The organism is Streptomyces viridochromogenes, from assembly GCF_001270495.1.
GTDB classification, from domain to species: Bacteria; Actinomycetota; Actinomycetes; order Streptomycetales; family Streptomycetaceae; genus Streptomyces; species Streptomyces viridochromogenes_A.
In genome coordinates this window covers 18,944-36,446 of sequence record NZ_LGUR01000232.1, presented here as the reverse complement: position 1 = coordinate 36,446, position 17,503 = coordinate 18,944, and the positions used below count along the sequence as shown (strand labels likewise).

Annotated in this window: 15 protein-coding genes and 1 pseudogene; 6 read left to right on the top strand and 10 right to left on the bottom strand. The window is 71.2% G+C overall.

From position 1 onward, the window contains the following. Positions 1-171 precede the first annotated feature (171 nt). Positions 172-2,250 (bottom strand): SpoIIE family protein phosphatase, encoded by a 2,079-nt coding sequence (locus tag ADK36_RS35445; protein WP_048585516.1) that lies wholly within the window; start codon positions 2,248-2,250, stop codon positions 172-174. 269 nt (positions 2,251-2,519) lie between these two features. Between ADK36_RS35445 and ADK36_RS35440 the strand changes: the two genes are divergently transcribed. Next, positions 2,520-3,392 carry a hypothetical protein gene (locus ADK36_RS35440; protein ID WP_048585515.1) on the top strand — a complete coding sequence of 291 codons (873 nt, stop codon included), beginning with the start codon at positions 2,520-2,522 and terminating at the stop codon, positions 3,390-3,392. A 135-nt stretch (positions 3,393-3,527) separates the two neighbouring features. Then, positions 3,528-3,908 carry a hypothetical protein gene (locus ADK36_RS35435; RefSeq protein WP_048585514.1) on the top strand — a complete coding sequence of 127 codons (381 nt, stop codon included), beginning with the start codon at positions 3,528-3,530 and terminating at the stop codon, positions 3,906-3,908. 8 nt (positions 3,909-3,916) lie between these two features. Here ADK36_RS35435 and ADK36_RS35430 read toward each other — a convergent pair whose 3' ends face one another. Continuing rightward, positions 3,917-5,077, bottom strand: a complete 1,161-nt coding sequence (locus tag ADK36_RS35430) for a M20 family metallopeptidase (RefSeq protein ID WP_048585513.1) — start codon at positions 5,075-5,077, stop codon at positions 3,917-3,919. Between the two features lie 306 nt (positions 5,078-5,383). Here ADK36_RS35430 and ADK36_RS35425 point away from each other — a divergent pair, with 306 nt between their 5' ends. Beyond that, positions 5,384-7,399, top strand: a complete 2,016-nt coding sequence (locus ADK36_RS35425; protein ID WP_048585512.1) for an NADPH-dependent 2,4-dienoyl-CoA reductase — start codon at positions 5,384-5,386, stop codon at positions 7,397-7,399. 51 nt (positions 7,400-7,450) lie between these two features. Beyond that, positions 7,451-8,002, top strand: a complete 552-nt coding sequence (locus ADK36_RS35420) for a PadR family transcriptional regulator (protein WP_048585511.1) — start codon at positions 7,451-7,453, stop codon at positions 8,000-8,002. A gap of 43 nt (positions 8,003-8,045) precedes the next feature. Here ADK36_RS35420 and ADK36_RS35415 read toward each other — a convergent pair whose 3' ends face one another. The 3 genes from ADK36_RS35415 to ADK36_RS50685 form a co-directional block, all read right to left on the bottom strand. Beyond that, on the bottom strand, positions 8,046-8,585 hold the full coding sequence (locus ADK36_RS35415; RefSeq protein ID WP_048585510.1) for a hypothetical protein: 540 nt from the start codon (positions 8,583-8,585) through the stop codon (positions 8,046-8,048). Positions 8,586-8,752: 167 nt separating this feature from the next. Beyond that, positions 8,753-9,730, bottom strand: a complete 978-nt coding sequence (locus tag ADK36_RS35410) for a fibronectin type III domain-containing protein (RefSeq protein WP_053200476.1) — start codon at positions 9,728-9,730, stop codon at positions 8,753-8,755. 180 nt (positions 9,731-9,910) lie between these two features. Continuing rightward, complete coding sequence (locus ADK36_RS50685) at positions 9,911-10,075, bottom strand: hypothetical protein (RefSeq protein ID WP_159029296.1); 165 nt, start codon at positions 10,073-10,075, stop codon at positions 9,911-9,913. An 85-nt stretch (positions 10,076-10,160) separates the two neighbouring features. Between ADK36_RS50685 and ADK36_RS35405 the strand changes: the two genes are divergently transcribed. Continuing rightward, complete coding sequence (locus ADK36_RS35405; RefSeq protein WP_048585508.1) at positions 10,161-10,895, top strand: glycoside hydrolase family 75 protein; 735 nt, start codon at positions 10,161-10,163, stop codon at positions 10,893-10,895. Positions 10,896-10,904: 9 nt separating this feature from the next. On the opposite strand, the pseudogene ADK36_RS35400 reads toward ADK36_RS35405, so the two are convergent. Continuing rightward, positions 10,905-11,657, bottom strand: a pseudogene (locus tag ADK36_RS35400) (SDR family NAD(P)-dependent oxidoreductase); the annotation flags it as partial. A gap of 157 nt (positions 11,658-11,814) precedes the next feature. Between ADK36_RS35400 and ADK36_RS35395 the strand changes: the two are divergent. Continuing rightward, complete coding sequence (locus ADK36_RS35395) at positions 11,815-12,477, top strand: TetR/AcrR family transcriptional regulator (RefSeq protein ID WP_048585506.1); 663 nt, start codon at positions 11,815-11,817, stop codon at positions 12,475-12,477. 83 nt (positions 12,478-12,560) lie between these two features. Here the strand turns inward: ADK36_RS35395 and ADK36_RS35390 are convergent, their stop codons facing one another. From ADK36_RS35390 to rph, 4 genes are all read right to left on the bottom strand, one after another. Continuing rightward, positions 12,561-12,983: a PTS-dependent dihydroxyacetone kinase phosphotransferase subunit DhaM gene (locus ADK36_RS35390; protein ID WP_053200474.1), complete on the bottom strand. Its 423-nt coding sequence runs from the start codon at positions 12,981-12,983 to the stop codon at positions 12,561-12,563. Continuing rightward, positions 12,976-13,575 carry a dihydroxyacetone kinase subunit DhaL gene (gene dhaL, locus ADK36_RS35385; RefSeq protein ID WP_048585504.1) on the bottom strand — a complete coding sequence of 200 codons (600 nt, stop codon included), beginning with the start codon at positions 13,573-13,575 and terminating at the stop codon, positions 12,976-12,978. The genes ADK36_RS35390 and dhaL overlap by 8 nt, the downstream gene beginning before the upstream one ends. 97 nt (positions 13,576-13,672) lie before the next feature. Then, complete coding sequence (gene dhaK / locus ADK36_RS35380) at positions 13,673-14,665, bottom strand: dihydroxyacetone kinase subunit DhaK (RefSeq protein WP_048585503.1); 993 nt, start codon at positions 14,663-14,665, stop codon at positions 13,673-13,675. A 237-nt stretch (positions 14,666-14,902) separates the two neighbouring features. Next, positions 14,903-17,500, bottom strand: coding sequence for a rifamycin-inactivating phosphotransferase (gene rph / locus ADK36_RS35375; protein WP_048585502.1), 2,598 nt, complete (start codon positions 17,498-17,500; stop codon positions 14,903-14,905). Between the last annotated feature and the right edge of the window lie 3 nt (positions 17,501-17,503).

Sequence of the window (17,503 nt, the reverse complement as noted above, 5' to 3'; positions counted from 1 at the left end):
AAGCCGAAGCGTGGCTTGCCAGGCAGGGAGCCGAGCGGACCAGGAGGCCGCCGAGCCACTCGTCCGAGGCCGAGGCCAAGGTCAAGGGCGATGCCTCGTCGCCCGACCCCGACGAGGTCTCGGTGCGGGCGACCGTCGCGGCCGAAGCCGCCACCCCACGGCCCCCACCGGTCAACTGGGCGGTAGAACACGGGCGATGAGCAGCGCCACGTCGTCGGAGTTCTCGGGCCGGTGCAGGGTGCGCAGCAGGAGATCGCAGACCTCCTCCAACGGACGGTCGGGGCCGTCGAGGAGCTCAAGCAGCGCGGCCAGGCGTTCGTCGAGCGGGTGCTGGCGGGTCTCGACGAGTCCGTCGGTGTAGAAGACGAGACGGTCACCGGGGGCGAGGTCGATGGTCGTCGTGGAGAACGGGACGCCGCCCACGCCCAGCGGCACCCCGGTGGGCAGTTCGAGGAGCTCCGGGGCGTGGCCGGAGCGGAGGCGGGCGGGCGGCAGATGCCCGGCGTTGGCGATCCGGCACTGCCGCAGTCGCGGATCGTGAATGGCGTAGACGCAGGTGGCGATGGAGTGGTCCAGGCCCTCGGTGATCTTGTCGAGGTGCTCCAGGAGCCGGGCCGGTTCGAGGTCGAGGGAGGCCAGCGTGTGCGTCGCGGTGCGCAGCCGGCCCATCGTCGTCGCGGCGTCGATGCCGCTGCCCATGACATCGCCGACGACGAGCGCGGTCTTGCCGCCCTCCAGTGGGATCACGTCGAACCAGTCGCCGCCGACCTCGGCGCTGGCGCCCGCGGGCTGGTAGCGGGAGGCGACCTCCAGGCCGCCGGTGACCGGCGGATGGCTGGGCAGCAGGCTGCGCTGGAGGGTGAGGGCGGTGTCGCGGGCGTTCTGGTACCAGCGGGCGTTGTCGATCTGCACGGCCGCGCGGGCTGCCAGCTCACGGGCTAGCAGCAGGTCGTCCTCGCTGAACGGCAGCGGATTGCGGGTGCGCTTGAGGTCCAGGGCGCCGAGCACCTCGCCGCGTGCGATCAGCGGTACCGCCAGATAGGAGTGCACGCCGGCGCGGCCCAGCTGGAGGGCGGCCTCGGGGGAGCGGGCGATACGCGGCAGGTCCTTCTCCTCGACGTGCGCCACCAGGACCGGACTGGCGGTGCGCACGCACTCGGTGACCAGGCGGTCCGGGCCGTAGCGGGCGACCTGGCCGGGCTGGTCGGCGGCGTCGAGGGCCTCCGTGTCGTGCTGCGCCCGGACCGCCAGGGCGCGGATCACCGCTGACTCCGCGGGCCCGAGGCTGCTGCGTCTGCCTTCCACTACGGCTTCCAGCAGATCCACGGCCGCCACGTCGGCGAGCTCCGGCACGGCCACCTCGGCCAGCTCGCGTGCCGTGCGGTCCAGTTCCAGGGTGGTGCCGATCCGGGCGGAGGCGTCGGCGATGAGCGCCAGGCGCCGCCGCGCCGTCTCGGCCTCCACGGCGGCCTGATGCTGCTCGGTGATGTCCATGGCCATCCCGGCGACGCCGAGCACCGTCCCGGCCGTGTCCTCCAGCCGGTAGAGGGAGATGGACCAGAAGTGCTCCCGGTCCGGGTCGGCCGGGGTCCGGCCCACGATGCGCTGGTTGATGAGCGGATCACCGGTCCGCAGCACCTCGCGCAGAGCCCCCTCGATGGCGTCGGCGTCGACGTCCGGCAGCAGCTCACGCGGCGTATGGCCGAGATGGTCCTCGGCGGAGATGCCGTTGAGCTGCGCCAGCGCCTCGTTCACCGAGACATACCGCAGCTCGGTGTCGAGGACGGCCAGGCCGATCGGCGCCTGCGCGATCGTCCGCGTGGACAGCGCGACGTCCCGCTCCACCTGGCGGACCGTCGTCTGGTCGGCGCACAGCCCCAGCGCGTAGACCTCCCCCTCGTCGTCCAGCAGCCGCATGTTGCGAAACTCCACCAGTCGCGTGCTGCCGTCCTTGCGCCGGATCGGGAACGCCCCGGCCCAGCCCTCACCGGTCTCCATGACGTCGACGAACAGCTTGACGACCAGATCCAGGTACTGCTCGTGCACCATGATCCGGGCCGCGTACTCGCCCAGCGCCTCCTGCGCCGAGTAGCCGAACAGCTCCTCCGCCTGAGGGCTCCACAGCACGATGCGCCCCTCGGTGTTCAGCACCACCGAAGCCACGCCCAGCACGTCGAGCAGCCCGCTCGGCCCTACCGGCCCGCGCACGGGCTCGGCGCCCTCAGCCACGGGAGGTTCGGCTGCAGACATCCCACGCACCGCCTTCGCCCAGTTTCGCGGCACGCCGTTCCCCCGTGCCGACTCCCCTTGTTCTACCGCGTTCAACCGTCTCCGGGCCCCCTTGGTCGTCCTCCTCCACCATCCCTCAACACGAGGGCGGGCGTACGCCGAAGTCATCACGAGGGCAGATGACTGTGGCCGAACCGACAGCGCACGTTCTCACGCTTGGTCTGTACATGCCCAGGACGGCCCGCCAAACTGTCCGCCGACACGCACCCACCCCCCCAAGGAGTCACCCCATGGCCCCGCGCGCCCGGCAACGTTGTCACGCCGTCCTCACCGGCATCGTCGCCCTCGCCTCCGCCGCCGTGCTGTCCACCGCCACGCCCGCGCAGGCCGCCGACACCTGGACGGAGGTGGGCTCCGACCGCGCCGACCCGCTGACCGAGAGCCAGGGCCTGACCTCGGTCGAGGTCCCCGCGAACAGCCCCAACCGCTACACCGGCATCGGCACCATCCCCGCCTCGGTCAGCAGCCGCGGCTGGAACCACGTGGGTGACCCCGACGCCTCCTACAACGGCTACTACGTCGAGCCGTACCAGGCGGACTCGGGCAACGCGAAGATGTTCCGGGTGCAGGCGCCGGACGGGACGTGGTCGGAGTACGTCCACACGCTGGGCTCCGGGGAGGCGCTGAACAACTCCTTCGCCGCCGTCACGCCCGGCGGCCAGTGGATGGTGTCGGGCGAGTGGGGCACCATGACCCGCCTGCTCGTCCACCCCACACCGGGCGTCAACCCCAGTACGTCACCGTCGGCGAACCTCCCCTGGACCTCCAGCATCCGGCTCGACCACGCCGTACGCGACGTCCAGGGCTGCGACTTCCTCAGCGCCACGACCCTGCTGTGCTCCTCCGACGACCCCGCCGGGACCCTCTTCGGCATGACCAAGCCGCTGCTCCAGATCGACCTCTCCGCCGAGCCGGGCACCTCCGACGTCACCGGCCATGTCACGGCCCTGCGGCAGCTCCCGCTGCGCAGCTCCTGCTCGGGCGACTTCGAGACGGAGGGCATCGACTACGACCGCCGTACCGGCACCCTGCGCGTGATCGTCGTCTCGCCGGGCTTCTGCGTGCTGACCGACAGCAAGACGTACCGGTTCACGAGGAGCTGAGCACGGGGCGCCGAGGCGCGGACGGTACGGCTCCGCCGGTAGTGCTCGGCCGCGGGTGGTGCTTTTCTTGGGTTGGGGTCCGGTTCCGCGGGCTACCCGTGGTACCGCGGTGCGGCCACGAGAGGAGCGATCACGATGGACCGTGAACGAATGCACGAGGAACCCGTCTCCGTCGAGATCAGCGGATGCGACAAGGAAGACGCCCGGATCGTGTTCGACGCGCTGTGCGCGTGCTTCGAGTCCGACCGGGGCCCCGAGGACGTGCCGGAGCAACTTCATGAGACGCGCCCCATGGTGTGGCTCGGCACGTTCGAGGTCACGGATGCGCAGGAGTGCCCGCCGCCCGCCCGGCTCTCGTCATCCGTCGAGGCCGACGCACAGGGCGGCTACTGGGCCATCGAACGGCTCCGTACGACGCTGGACTCCCTGTTCACGGTGCACGACCTCACCTCGGCCTCGGGCGACCAGGAGCGGGAGCTGCATGTGGTGCTGGAGAGCCGCCCCGGCTCGTCGTGACCGGCTCCTCATGCAGACCCCGACAGGTTGAGTACGGCGCGCCGGTAGACGGCGTGGACGGCGGGCAGGTCCTTGAGGCAGGCCCGCTCGTCCACGCCGTGCAGCCCCTCGTAGCGGACGCCGAAGCCCGCCGTGGCCGGGATACCCTCGCCCGCCAGCAGATTGCCGATGTTCGACGGACCGGCGGTCTTCGGCCGGACGGTCAGGCCCTCCCGTGAGGCGGCATCCAGCAGCGCGGCGGCGGGCTGCCGGCCCTCGGCCAGTCGATACGGCGGCCAGGAGGCCACCGGGGTGATCATGGTCGGCCGCGGAGCGGGCACCCGTACGTCCAGCTCGCTCACCGCCTCCCTGACCAGTTGCTCGGCGGAGCGCTCGTCGAAGGCCGGGGTCGTGCGGATGTCGACGCCCAGCTCGCACAGGTCGGGGACCACGGAGAAGCCTTCGCCGCCGTGGCAGGAGGTCACCGTGAGCTTCGGCGGCAGCGGGAACTCGCCTACGGCATCCGGGAGTTCGGTGTCTTCCAGGAGCCGTACGAGACGCGCCGCGCGGGATACGGCACCCGGTGCCGCACGCCGTGACCCCGAGTGGCCCGAGGCCGCGTACACCGCGATCGTGGCCCGCCACAGGCCCCGCCCGCCGACCACGACCTCGTCGAGACCCGGGTAGCCGATCATCACCCCGGCCGGGCGGACCGCCCCCGGGTCCGCCAGATAGGCACGGGCGCCGCCGAAGCCGCCCGTGTGCTCGTCGACGTCGAGGAGCACCGCGAGCCCGCCGCGCAGGCCGTCGGCGCGTTCGTGCAGCTCGGCCGCGATGCCGCAGAACATCGCCGCGGCGAGCTTGGAGTCCGCGGCGCCCCTGCCGCGCAGCCAGCCGTCGACGACCTCACCGGAGTCCGGCGCGAACGACCAGGCGGCCTCGTCGCCGTAGGGGGCGGTGTCGACGCAGGCGTCCAGCGCCCACCAGGGGCCCGCCCGTCCGCCCGCGATCTCGATCAGCAGGCCGACGGTGTCGCGCTGATCGCCGTACAGGCGCCGATACGGCACCTCACGTGCCGCTAGCCAGTCCTCCAGGACGCCGAGTACGGGGCCGTAGTCGTCGATCCCGGCGCGGCTGGGGCAGCGGATGAGCCGCTGGGCGAGGTCGACGATGTCGGCGTGTGTGGTCATGGGGTCACTGTGCCCGAAGCCGGAGGTGGGGGGAGCTGTGGCTGGGCGGCGGCTGCGGGTCGTGGGTGGTTGCGCGCGCCCACGCGGCGGTAGCCGCAAATCGAACACAGGCCCGCGCCCCTTGAGGGCGTGCAGCGGACGCGGTTTCAGGGGCGCGGGGAACCGCGCGATCAGCCCCCACGCATCTGCGGCCGCCCGGGGCGCGAGTGGCCGGTGTCACCCCGCCCCGGTTGTGCAACTAGTTGCATAAACGCCTCGCGGTCCTCTACAACTACTCAGGCAAGACACCGCGCACGGAGGGGCCCGATGAGCCGTTACCCGCACCTGCTGAGCCCGCTCGACCTGGGCTTCACCACGCTGCCCAACCGCGTCCTCATGGGCTCCATGCACGTGGGGCTCGAGGAGGCGGAGCGCGGCTTCGAACGCATGGCCGCCTTCTACGCCGAGCGGGCGCGCGGCGGAGTGGGCCTGATCGTCACCGGCGGCATCGCACCCAACGACGAGGGCCGGCCGTACGAGGGCGGTGCCAAGCTCACCACCGAGGCGGAGGCCGAGCAGCACCGGGTCATCACCGACGCCGTGCACCGCGAAGGCGGCCGGATCGCGATGCAGATCCTGCACTTCGGCCGGTACGCCTACCACCAGGACCTCGTCGCCCCGAGCCCGCTCCAGGCGCCGATCAGCCCCTTCCCGCCGCGCGAGCTCACCGACGCCGACGTCGAGCGGACCATCGACGACTACGCGCGTGCCGCCTGCCTCGCCCGGCAGGCCGGCTACGACGGTGTGGAGATCATGGGCTCCGAGGGCTACCTCATCAACGAGTTCATAGCCCGGCAGACCAACCACCGCACCGACCGCTGGGGCGGCTCGTACGAGAACCGTATGCGCTTCCCGGTGGAGATCGTCCGCCGGGTGCGCGAGGCCGTCGGCGAGGACTTCATCATCGTCTACCGGCTGTCCATGCTGGACCTGGTCCCGGGCGGCTCCACGCTGGACGAGGTGATCACGCTCGCCAAGGCCGTCGAGGCGGCCGGGGCGACGATCATCAACACCGGCATCGGCTGGCACGAGGCGCGCATCCCGACCATCGCCACCTCCGTGCCGCGCGGCGCGTACACGTGGGTCACCAAGCGCCTGATGGGCGAGGTGTCGGTCCCGCTGGTGACCACCAACCGCATCAACACCCCCGAGCTGGCAGAGGAGTTGCTGGCCGACGGCTGCGCCGACATGGTGTCGATGGCCCGTCCGATGCTCGCCGACCCCGACTTCGTGGCCAAGGCCGCCGCCGGTAAGCCGGAGGCCATCAACACCTGCATCGGCTGCAACCAGGCCTGCCTCGACCACACCTTCAGCGGCAAGATCACCTCCTGCCTGGTCAACCCGCGCGCCTGCCACGAGACCGAGCTGACCCTGTCCCCGACCCGGCTGCGCAAGCGGGTCGCCGTCGTGGGCGCGGGACCGGCCGGGATGGCCTGTGCCGTCAGCGCGGCCGAACGCGGCCACGACGTCACCCTGTTCGACGCCGCGAGCGAGATCGGCGGCCAGCTCAACGTCGCCCGCAAGGTCCCCGGCAAGCAGGAGTTCGACGAGACGCTGCGCTACTTCCGCCACCAGCTCGACTGGCAGGGCGTGGACGTACGGCTCAACACCTGGGTGTCGGCCGAGGACCTCGCCGCCTACGACGAGGTCGTGGTCGCCACCGGCGTCTCCCCGCGCACCCCGGACATCCCCGGCGTCGACCACCCGAGCGTCGTGGGCTACCTCGACGTCCTGCGCGACGGCGCCCCCGTCGGTGACCGCGTCGCCGTCCTCGGCGCGGGCGGCATCGGCTTCGACGTCGCCGAGTTCCTCACCGACGGCGGCGACAAGGCGAGCGAGGATCCGGCGACGTACTTCCGCCAGTGGGGCGTCGACATGGACTACACGGGCCCCGGCGGCCTCGCCGCCCCCGAGCGGCCCGCCCCGCCGCGCACCGTCCACCTGCTCCAGCGCAAGACCACCAAGGTCGGCGCGGGCCTCGGCAAGACCACCGGCTGGATCCACCGCACCGAACTCAAGCACCGCGGCGTCACCATGGTCCCGGGCGTGCGCTACGACCGTATCGACGACGCCGGACTGCACGTCACCGTCGGCGAGGAGAGCACGGTCCTCCCGGTCGACACCATCGTGCTCTGTACCGGACAGGAGCCGCGCCGCGACCTGTACGAGGCGCTGCTCGCCGCGGGCCGCAGCGCACACCTCATCGGCGGTGCCGACGTGGCCGCCGAACTGGACGCCAAGCGGGCCATCAAGCAGGGCACGGAGCTGGCGGCGAGCCTCTAGCGACCGTTCAGGCACCGCGGAGCCCCTGCGGGCCGTACCTAGGATGAGTTCATGTCACTCCCGCACGCGATTCTCACCGCCCTGGTCGAAAAGCCGTCCTCGGGGCTGGAGCTGACCCGTCGCTTCGACAGGTCGATCGGGTACTTCTGGTCGGCGACGCACCAGCAGATCTATCGCGAGCTGGGAAAACTGGAGGCCGAGGGCTTCATCCGCACCCTGCCGAGCCAGCAGCCGGCCCGTGGGCAGAAGAAGAGCTACGAGGTCCTGCCCGCGGGCCGTGCCGAACTGGCCCGCTGGACCGCCGCGTCCCAGGACCCGCGGCCGCACCGCGACACCCTGCTGCTGCGGATGCGTGCCGCGGCCGTCGTGGGGACGGACGGCATCGAAGCCGATCTCCGCCGCCATCTCGACCTTCACGAGCGGCAGTTGGCCGAGTACGAGGAGATCGAGAAGCGCGACTTCCCGCCCGGCAAGGACAGTCCCCAGGACCGGCTGCGGCACCTCGTGCTGCGCGCCGGCATCGACCTGGAAACCTTCTGGACGCAGTGGCTGACGCGCGCACTGGAGGAGTTCGCGGAGCTGCCGGGGCCCGAGACGGGGTGAAGCCGAGGGGGCCCTGAGAGCCGGTACGGCTCCGACGCGGCCGTCAGAGCCGGTACGGCTTCGACTTGCGGCGCAGGAACCAGGCCGTGGCCAGGACCCCCGCACCCACCAGGGCACCGCCGCCCACCAGTGTGAGCGTGCCGTAGTCCTTCGAGCCGCCGCCCATGCCGCCCATGACGCCGCGCGACGGCGAGGCCGTGGTGGAGATCGTGCGGGTGGGGGAGGGGCCCGAGACGATGACCGACTGGGTTCCCGCCGTCGTGCCGTTGGAGCACACGACGATGACCGTGTACGTGCCCGGGCCCACACCCGACCAGGCCGCCGACTGCAAGGCGGCCGTCCCGGACAGGGACACCTGGCGCCCCTGGGCGAAGTTCGCCTGCCGGCTGTTGAGCAGGGAGGCGGTGCCCCAACTGCCGTTGACGTTGCTGCACGCGCTGGTCGTGACGGAGACCGTGGACCCGGTGGTGCTCACGGAGATCCCCGAGACCGCGGCGGCCGAACCGGCGGCCACGACGAAGGGAAGTGCGGAGGCGGCTGCCACGGTCAGGCCCGAGCGGAGGAATAGCGATGAATTGCGCATGGAATGCCCTCCGGCGGCACGGCCGGCGGTACATCCGTAGCGCCGCCGAGGGTCGGGAACGTCCGTGCTGCCTCAGGGGCAGCCAATGCGCCCCGGGTGCGGCCCGCATGCGGACCGCACCCGGACAGGTGACACGCTGCTGCATGCGGGGGACGCCGGGCCGGATGTCAGTCCGGCGTGCCGGTCCTGATCGTCCGCTCCGCCGAGAAGCCGCCCCAGGTGCCGTCCGGTAGCCTGCCCCGGACCCGCACCCGGTGGCTGACCCCCGGGTCCGGGCCCAGGTAGAAGCTGTACGTGGCCCGCTCACGCGGCGCGGTTCCGCCGTACACCAGCGAGGTGGCCGTACGGCCGTCGAGGTGGACCTGGTACTCGGTGACGACGCCGTCCGTGTGCGGCGGCACCCAGCTCAGATCGACGTAGTACGCCCCGTCCGCCCTATGGGTCGTCGCCCGGAAGCCGGTCGGCGCGGTGCCGCGCCCGTCGTCGGTGCCCGGCGTGGTGATACGAACGGCCGCCGTGGCCGGTGAGACGTTGTCGGCCGCGTCGCGGGCCCGGACGGTGAACGAGTAGCGGGTTCCCGGCCTGAGCCCGGTGATCACGGTGCCCGTCTGGTTGCCGCCCACACTGTGGATCTTCGTGTCGCCCTGCTGGATGTCGTACGACACCACATCCCGGTCGTCCGTGGCCTTCGACCACGACAGCTGAACCGCTCTGCTGCCGACCGCCCGGCCGGTGGCCTTCCCCGGACGTGTCGGAGCCGAGCGGTCGGCGGCCACCGCCGCGGGAGTCGTGGCCCGGACCTGCTTGCTCGGCGGCCCGAGGCGCCCGTCCCCGTCACGGGCCCGCACGGTGAAGGCATACATGGTGGAGGGCCTGAGCATGGTGACATCCACCATGTGCTCGGAGCCCGGTACTTCCTTGACCTTCGTAGGGCCTCGATATACCTCGTAGACGCGGATGCCTTGGTCCGTGGAGACCGCGTTCCACATGACGTGCACGCTGGTCGCACTGCCCGCGGTCGCCGTGACACCGGTGGGTGCCCCGGGCGGGCGGCCGCCGTCCCCGTCCGGGCCGCCCCAGGCACAGGACGACAGCAGGGCGAGCGTCGCGCAAAGGGCGGAAACGAGTACGAGAACGCGTCGCACGACTCTGCCTCCCGGGGCGGCCTCGCGGCAAGGGGCCGGAGCATTCGTCCAGAGCAATGGTCCGGACCAATATGACGCGGCTGGCGCGATCACATCAAGAGGGCGTCGTTGTCGGGATGTCCGGGGCGTTACGTATGCTGAAGCTCCTCACGGCTGAACTCTCCATGAGTGCAGGGGAGTTCATGCCGCGTGCGCGGGACCGCTGTCGTCGCTGAACCCGCGCCGGACGCGGGTGGCCGGGGAGTCGGGACCGTCGCGGCCCCAGACCCCCGGCCCCTGGCGGAAGTTCGGGGACGTCGCCGTGTCGCCGGGGTGCACACCGTAGGGACCTACTGGTGGCAACATGATCGGAATGACACCAGTTTGGGCTGATTTTCGACAATGTCCCGATCGGTGTCCGTCAGTGTCCCCGCCGGGAGGGTTCCATATCGTGCGTTTCCAGTCGCTGACGCTGGTCGCGGCAGGCGCCGCTCTGCTCGCCCCGACGACGCCCAACGCACCACCCACACCACCCGCAGCGGACGAAGGGCCCGAGGTGCGGCGCGAGGCCGACATCGACGTCAGCGCCGCCGACCTGCTGTCCAAGGTGCGCAACTGCGCCCCCGTTTCCCAGGGCCGCTACCGGAGCGACGGCCGAGCGCCCGCGAAGATCCCGATCTGCGGGGCAAAGGGGGCGGTGTTCTGGAAGGCGGACATGGACATCGACTGCGACGGGCAGGCCACCGGCCACTGCAACCGCCGTGCGGATCCCTACTTCTCCGCCGCTACGGCCTATCAGCAGTCCGACGGCCGCCACTTGAACGCCGAACGCCTCCCGTACATCGTCGTACCCACCCCGAGCGGCATCTGGGACCACGAAGCCGACGGCATACACGGCGGTGCGGTCGCGGCCGTCGTCTACCGGGGCCGGGTGCGGTACGCGGTGGTCGGTGACGTCGGCCCGCAGGACATCATCGGTGAGGCGTCGTACGCCACCGCCAAAGCCCTTGGCATTCCGCCCGATCCGCGCAGCGGCGGCACGGCCTCCGGCGTCACCTACATCGTCTTCAAGGACACGCGGGTGACGCCCATCGAGGACGCGGCGGCCGCCACGCGGGCCGGGGAACGGCTGGCGCGGCAGTTCGTGGACGGTGAGCCGCGCGACGAGTCGTACGGCGGCCGGTAGGCAGGGGCGTCAGACCGCCGACCAGCCGTCGTCGACCGGCAGGATCACGCCGTTGATGCTGCTGGCCGCGTCCGAGGCGAGGAACACGATGGCGGCGGCCTGCTCTTCGGGCTGAGCGAGCCTGCCGAGGTTGACGAAGTGCGGGCCGAGGGCGGCCGGCCCGTGGGCGTCCTGTGCGGCGTCCACGACTATGCCGGTCTGAGTGCCGCCCGGGGCGATGGCGTTCGCGCGGATCCCCTGCTTGCGGTACATCACCGCCAGGGACTTCGTCAGCCCCACCACGCCGTGCTTCGACGCCGTGTAGGCGGCGCCCGCCGCGCTGCCGCGCAGACCGGCCTCGGACGCCGTGTTCACGATGGCACCCCGGCCCGCCTCGAACATGTGCGGCAGCACCGCCCGCGTGAGCAGGAACGGGGCGGTGAGGTTGACTCGTACGACCCGCTCCCACTCGGCGTCGGTGACGTCCGCCAGTGCCGACATGCGGTCCATGATCCCGGCGTTGTTGACCAGGACGTCCACGCCGCCGAAGCGTTCGACGGCGGTCTCGACCAGCTGGTCGACGACCGCCTGCTCGCTCAGGTCCCCGATGACGGCGACCGCGCCGCCGCCCGACTGCTCGATCTCCTTGGCGACCGCCTCCACGCCCTCGGCGTTGAGGTCCGCCGCCACGACGCGGGCACCCTCCTTGGCGAAGGCCAGCGCGGCAGCGCGCCCGATGCCCGAGCCCGCTCCGGTGACGATGACGCTGCGTCCGTCGAATCCGCCGCCCCTGTGGTGCTCCCATCCATGTGTCCCCGGGGGCGTGCCGAACGCCCCCGGGGCCTCACCCTACGACTTAATGTCTCTGAGTGACATAAACTTGCGAGGAGAACCTCGTGGAGAATTCCGGAAGAGCGATCAGCGTCGGCCGGAGGACAACATGACCGCAGCCCGTGGACGTACGAGCCGGACCACGAGCCGACCCGCAGGACGACCGCCGCTGACCGAGGAGCGCAAGGCCGAGATCCGGCTGGACATCGCGCGGGCTGCTGTGGATCTGTTCGTCACCCAGGGCGTGACGGCGACCACGGGCGAGCAGATCGGAGCGGCGGTCGGTGTGTCCTCGCGAACCGTGTGGCGCTACTTCCCGAGCAAGGAGAGCTGCGTACGGCCGCTGTTCTCGGCCGGCATCGACCTCATCGTCGACTGCCTGCGCCAATGGGGTGCCGACCAGCCCCTCGAGGAACTCCTCGACCGCGCACTTGCGGACGAGGACGACCTGCTCGCCGGACCCGACCGGGCGACCGTGGGGGCACTGGTACGGCTGACCCGCACCGAGCCCGGCCTACGGGCGATCTGGCTCCAGACGTACGACGAGGTCGAACCGGTGTTCGCCCGCGCCCTCGCCGAACGTGCTGGGGCCGCCGCGGACGATCTGCGTCCGACGATCCAGGCGGCGATGTTCAACGCGGCCCTGCGCGCTGCGGTCGAGCACTACGCCTGGCGCACCGCCGACGCCCACCCGGACCGCGCAGCGGCACAGACCGAGTTGGCGGCGACGCTGCGCTCGGCGCTGGGCGTTGCGGCGGAGGGTGTCGGGTAGGGGAGCGGTCCTTGGGGTGATGGGTGCGATGCGTGTGGTGAGGGGGCGTACGCGGCACCATCGCGCATGGGCAGGCGCGCGCCTCACGTCTTCCGATACGTGTACGCCTCCGTGGCGGCAGCCTCAACCGCCGCCAGGTCGGCGCCTGTTGCCGCCGTGACGACCGCGGCGACGGCGCCTTCGACGAACGGGGCGTCCACCAGGCGCGAGTTGTCCGGGAGTTCGTCGCCCTCCGCGAGCAGGGCCTTCACGGTGAGGACCGCGCTGCCCAGGTCGGTGATGATCGCGACCCCGGCGCCGCGGTCCACGGAGGCGGCCGCCGCGGCGATCAGTTCGGCGCTGGTGCCGAGCTCGCCGCCCTCGGTGCCGCCCGCCGGGGCGATCGGTACCGCCGTAGCGCCGCCCGCGAGCCCCTGGGCCAGCTCGGCCACCGCAGCGGCGACCTGGGCGCTGTGCGAGACGAGCACGATGCCGACGAGACGCTCACTCGCCTTCGCGTCACTCACCGTGCGCCTCCGCCAGTGCCGCGATCAGCAGCGCCGAGGACGTGGCACCGGGATCCTGGTGCCCGATGCTGCGCTCGCCGAGATAACTGGCCCGCCCCTTGCGGGCCTGCAACGGCGTCGTCGCCAGGGCGCCCTCCTCCGCGGCGGCCCGGGACGCGGCGAAGCCGTCGCCGAGCGCGTCCACGGCGGGCACCAGCGCGTCGATCATGGTCTTGTCACCCGGCGCCGCACCACCGAGGGTCATGACCGCGTCCACCCCCGCCCGCAGCGCCTGAGCGAACTGGTCCTCGCTCACCTCGCTCGCCTCGCCGAGGGCCTTGCCGGTCCGGCGCAGCAGGGTCCCGTACAGCGGCCCCGACGCGCCGCCTACCGTCGAGATGAGCTGCCGCCCCGCGAGCGTCAGGACCGCGCCGGGCGTCCGCGGGGCTTCCTTCTCCAGCTCCGCGGCCACGGCGGTGAACCCGCGCTGCAGGTTGCTGCCGTGGTCGGCGTCCCCGATGGGTGAGTCGAGAGCGGTGAGCCGTTCCGCCTCACGGTCGACGGAGGCGGCGGTCGCCGTCATCCAACGGCGGAAGAAATCGGCGTCGAGCACTGGATCTCCTTGCGTGGCAGGTGTGTTGCGGCGTCCGGCTCCGGATCACAGACCTGGATCACAGACCTGGATCACAGATCCGGATCACAGACCCTGATCACATACCCCACCGCAGCCCCGGCGTCTTCACCGGCGCGTTCCACAGTCGCAGCAACTCCTCGTCCACCTGGCACAGGGTGACGGAGGCCCCGGCCATGTCGAGCGAGGTGACGTAGTTGCCGACGAGGGTGTGGGCGACGGCGACGCCGCGCTCGGCGAGCACCCGCTGGACCTCGGCGTTGAAGCCGTACAGCTCCAACAACGGTGTCCCGCCCATGCCGTTGACCAGGACGAGGACCGGGTTGCGCGGGGTCATGTCCGCCAGGACGGCGCCCACGGCGAAGTCGGCGATCTCGCCCGACGTCATCATCGCCCGCCGCTCCCGGCCGGGCTCGCCGTGGATGCCGATGCCCAACTCCAGCTCGCCGGGCGGCAGATCGAAGGTGGGGCTGCCCTTGGCGGGCGTGGTGCAGGCGCTGAGGGCGACGCCGAAGCTGCGGGCGTTCTCGTTGACCTGACGCCCGATCGCCTCCACTCGCTCCAATGGCTGCCCCTCGTCCGCCGCCGCACCGGCGATCTTCTCGACGAACAAGGTCGCGCCCGTGCCGCGCCGCCCGGCCGTGTAGAGGCTGTCGGTCACCGCCACGTCATCGTTGACCAGCACCTTCGCGACCTGGATGCCCTCGTCCTCGGCGAGCTCGGCCGCCATGTCGAAGTTGAGGACGTCGCCCGTGTAGTTCTTGACGATGAACAGCACGCCCGCCCCGCTGTCCACTGCGGCCGCGGCCCGCACCATCTGATCGGGCACCGGCGACGTGAACACCTCCCCCGGACAGGCCGCCGACAACATCCCCGGACCCACGAAACCACCGTGCAGCGGCTCGTGCCCCGACCCGCCACCGGAAACGAGGGCGACCTTCCCCGCCACGGGCGCGTCCCGCCGTACGATCACCCGATTGTCCACATCGACGACCAGCTCGGGGTGGGCGGCCGCCATCCCGCGCAGCGCGTCCGCGACCACGGTCTCCGCGACATTGATCAGCATCTTCATGAGTACCTCCTGGTGAGGCCGGCAGATGGGCTCATGACCTTCGTTCTAGCAGGTCAGGCTGGGCTGAATCGGTATCCGATCTTGGTGGTCCCGGGGGGCTCGACGACGGGTTGTGAGGCTTCAGGGACGGTCGGTGGCTGCTCGGCGAAACCCCTGCTGTCGGCAGTATCGACCTTGCGGCAGCGAAGGTCACGTGCGCGGATACCGCTGGGCGTGCCCACTGCTCTTGCAGGCGGGTCAAGACAGGATCTCGACGTAGCCGTCGGTTCCGTGCACGCGGACCCGCTGACCGTCCCGGATCAGCCGGGTGGCCTGCTCCACGCCCACGACGGCCGGCAAGCCGTACTCCCGGGCGATCACCGCGCCGTGGGTCATCAGGCCGCCCACCTCCGTCACCAGGCCCGCGATTCCGACGAACAGCGGTGACCAGCTGGGGTCCGTGAAGGGCGTGACCAGGATGTCGCCCGCTTCGAGATCGGCGTCCGCCATGTCAAGGATGACGCGGGCCCTACCCTCGACGGTCCCGGCGGAAACCGCTACGCCGACCAGGGCGCCGGGCGGCACGTCGTCGCGCCGGTACGCCCCGCTGACGGCCTCACCATCCGATGTGAGCACCCGGGGCGGTGTGAGCGCGTGGTACGACCGGAACGCGTCCTTGCGCTGCTGGATGAGCCGGTCATCCACCCGGTGCGAGCGAACGACGTCGTGGAGCTCCTGGAACGTGAGGTAGAAGATGTCCTCCTGCTCAGGAAGCACGCCGGCCCGCACGAGGCGCTCCGCCTCCCTCAGCAGGGCCTGCTTGTAGACGAAGTAGCGGCTGATGATGCCGTACTTCGGGTACTCCCGGTACCCGATGAAGGTGCGGACCCGGTCGATCATCCGCTTGGCCTCGTCGGCCTTCCGGCCGCCGTCCGGCAGAGCCCGCAAACGGGACAGGACGTCCTCTTCCTTCATCCGAGCCTTCTGCCGCCCTTGCTCGAAGCGCCGCTCGGCGGCGCCCGGCTCGAAGATCCTCACGTTGTCGAGGATCACGGGCACGAGCATGGTGGGACGCTCGCGCCAGCGCGGCCTCGTGATGTCGATCTCGCCGACGCAGCGCATGCCGTACCGGTCGAGGTAGCCCTCGATGGCGTCGCGAGCCTCGGCCCCGCCCGTGAGCTTCGGCAGCTCGTCCAGGAAGCCCTCGTCCTCCACGTCCTGCAGAAACGCCACCACCTCCGGATGCCGACGGATCACGTCCGCGACGTCGAGCAGCGCCAGTCCCATCTCCGACGTGACGTTGTCGGGGGCGGACAGCGTGAGGGTGTCGGCCGCGTTCTTCTCGCCCAGCCACTCCTTCAGCTTGTCGTTGAGCCACCACGTGGCCTCCATCCCCGCCATGATCGCCTGAATGCTCAGCGGATCACTGAGAACCCGCTTGTGCTCCTCGAAGGCCTCCAGCAGGAAATCGAACAGAGCCGGTCCGGTCTTCGTCCGGATGTCGCGCTCCAAGGCGGCGACGGACGCCTGGCTGCGCTCGATCAGCTCGGTGACGACGGCCGGATCGGTCTCGATCGGGGCGGACGCACCGCCGGCCCGTGGCCCGCCGGGACCCGCGTCCGGGAGCGACGGCACGAAGTCGTCGCGCTCCAGGACGGTCTCAAGAGCGTCCCTGATCAGAGGATCGCCTCTCCCGATGAGGTCCAGGAGGCCGGCGCGGCTCGCGGGCGACGCCAGACGCCGGGTGACGTCGACGAACAGCCTCCCGCCGGCCTCGTGCATCGGCACCATGGCCGTCAGCTGCCACATGGAGAACCCGAGGGGCTTCATGGGGTCGGTCATCATCTGCTGATGGCCGACGGAGACGTAGACGTGATTCTCCTGGTCGCCGGTCTCGGGGATGGGGAACAGCGTCGTGATCGGCCGGCTCTGAACGATCTGGAAGTCATCGTCGACCAGGCACCATTCGATGTCCTGGGGGCGGCCGAAGTGCGCCTCGATCCGCCGCCCGAGCTGCACGAGCCGCACGACCTGCGCATCCGTCAGCGCCGGCTGCTCCTGCCGCTGCGAGTCGATCGCCACTTCCCGCGTACCGCCGGCCGGCAGGGCGTGAACTGCCCGCTGCTTGGCGGCGATCGCCCTGGCGACGACCTCGCCGTCTCGCACCTTGAAGACGTCCGGGTTCACCAGGCCGGAGACCAGGGCCTCGCCGAGGCCGAAGCCCGCGTCCACGGTGGCGGTCTTCCGGTTGCCCGTGACGGGGTCGGCCGTGAACAGGATGCCGGCCGCAGACGGGAAGACCATCCGCTGCACGACCACGGCCATGGCGACCGTACGGTGGTCGATGCCGTTCCGCTGACGGTACGTCACGGCCCGCTCGGTGAACAGCGAGGCCCAGCACCGGCTGACGTGCTGGAGGATCGCCGTCGGCCCCACGACGTTCAGGTATGTGTCCTGCTGGCCGGCGAAGGAGGCCGTCGGCAGGTCCTCCGCCGTCGCGCTGGATCGGACGGCGTAGGCGGCCTGTTCGCCGAGCTGGGCTAGCGCGCGGGCGATCGCCGCCGCGAGATCGGGCGGGATCGCGATCCCTTCGATGGCCTGACGGATCTGCGCGCTGAGCGTGCGGATCGCCTCCCGGTCGTCCGGTTTCAGACGCGACAGCTGATCGAGCCGATCGTCGATCGACGGCGCTTCCGCCATGATCCGCCGGAAGGCGTCCGTCGTCACGCAGAAGCCGGCCGGTACACGGATGCCCTCGATCCGCGACAGCCCGCCCAGGTGCGCGCCCTTGCCGCCGACGACCGCGACCTGCCTCTCCTCAACCTCTTGCAGATCCCACACGTACTGCCCGATCAACGT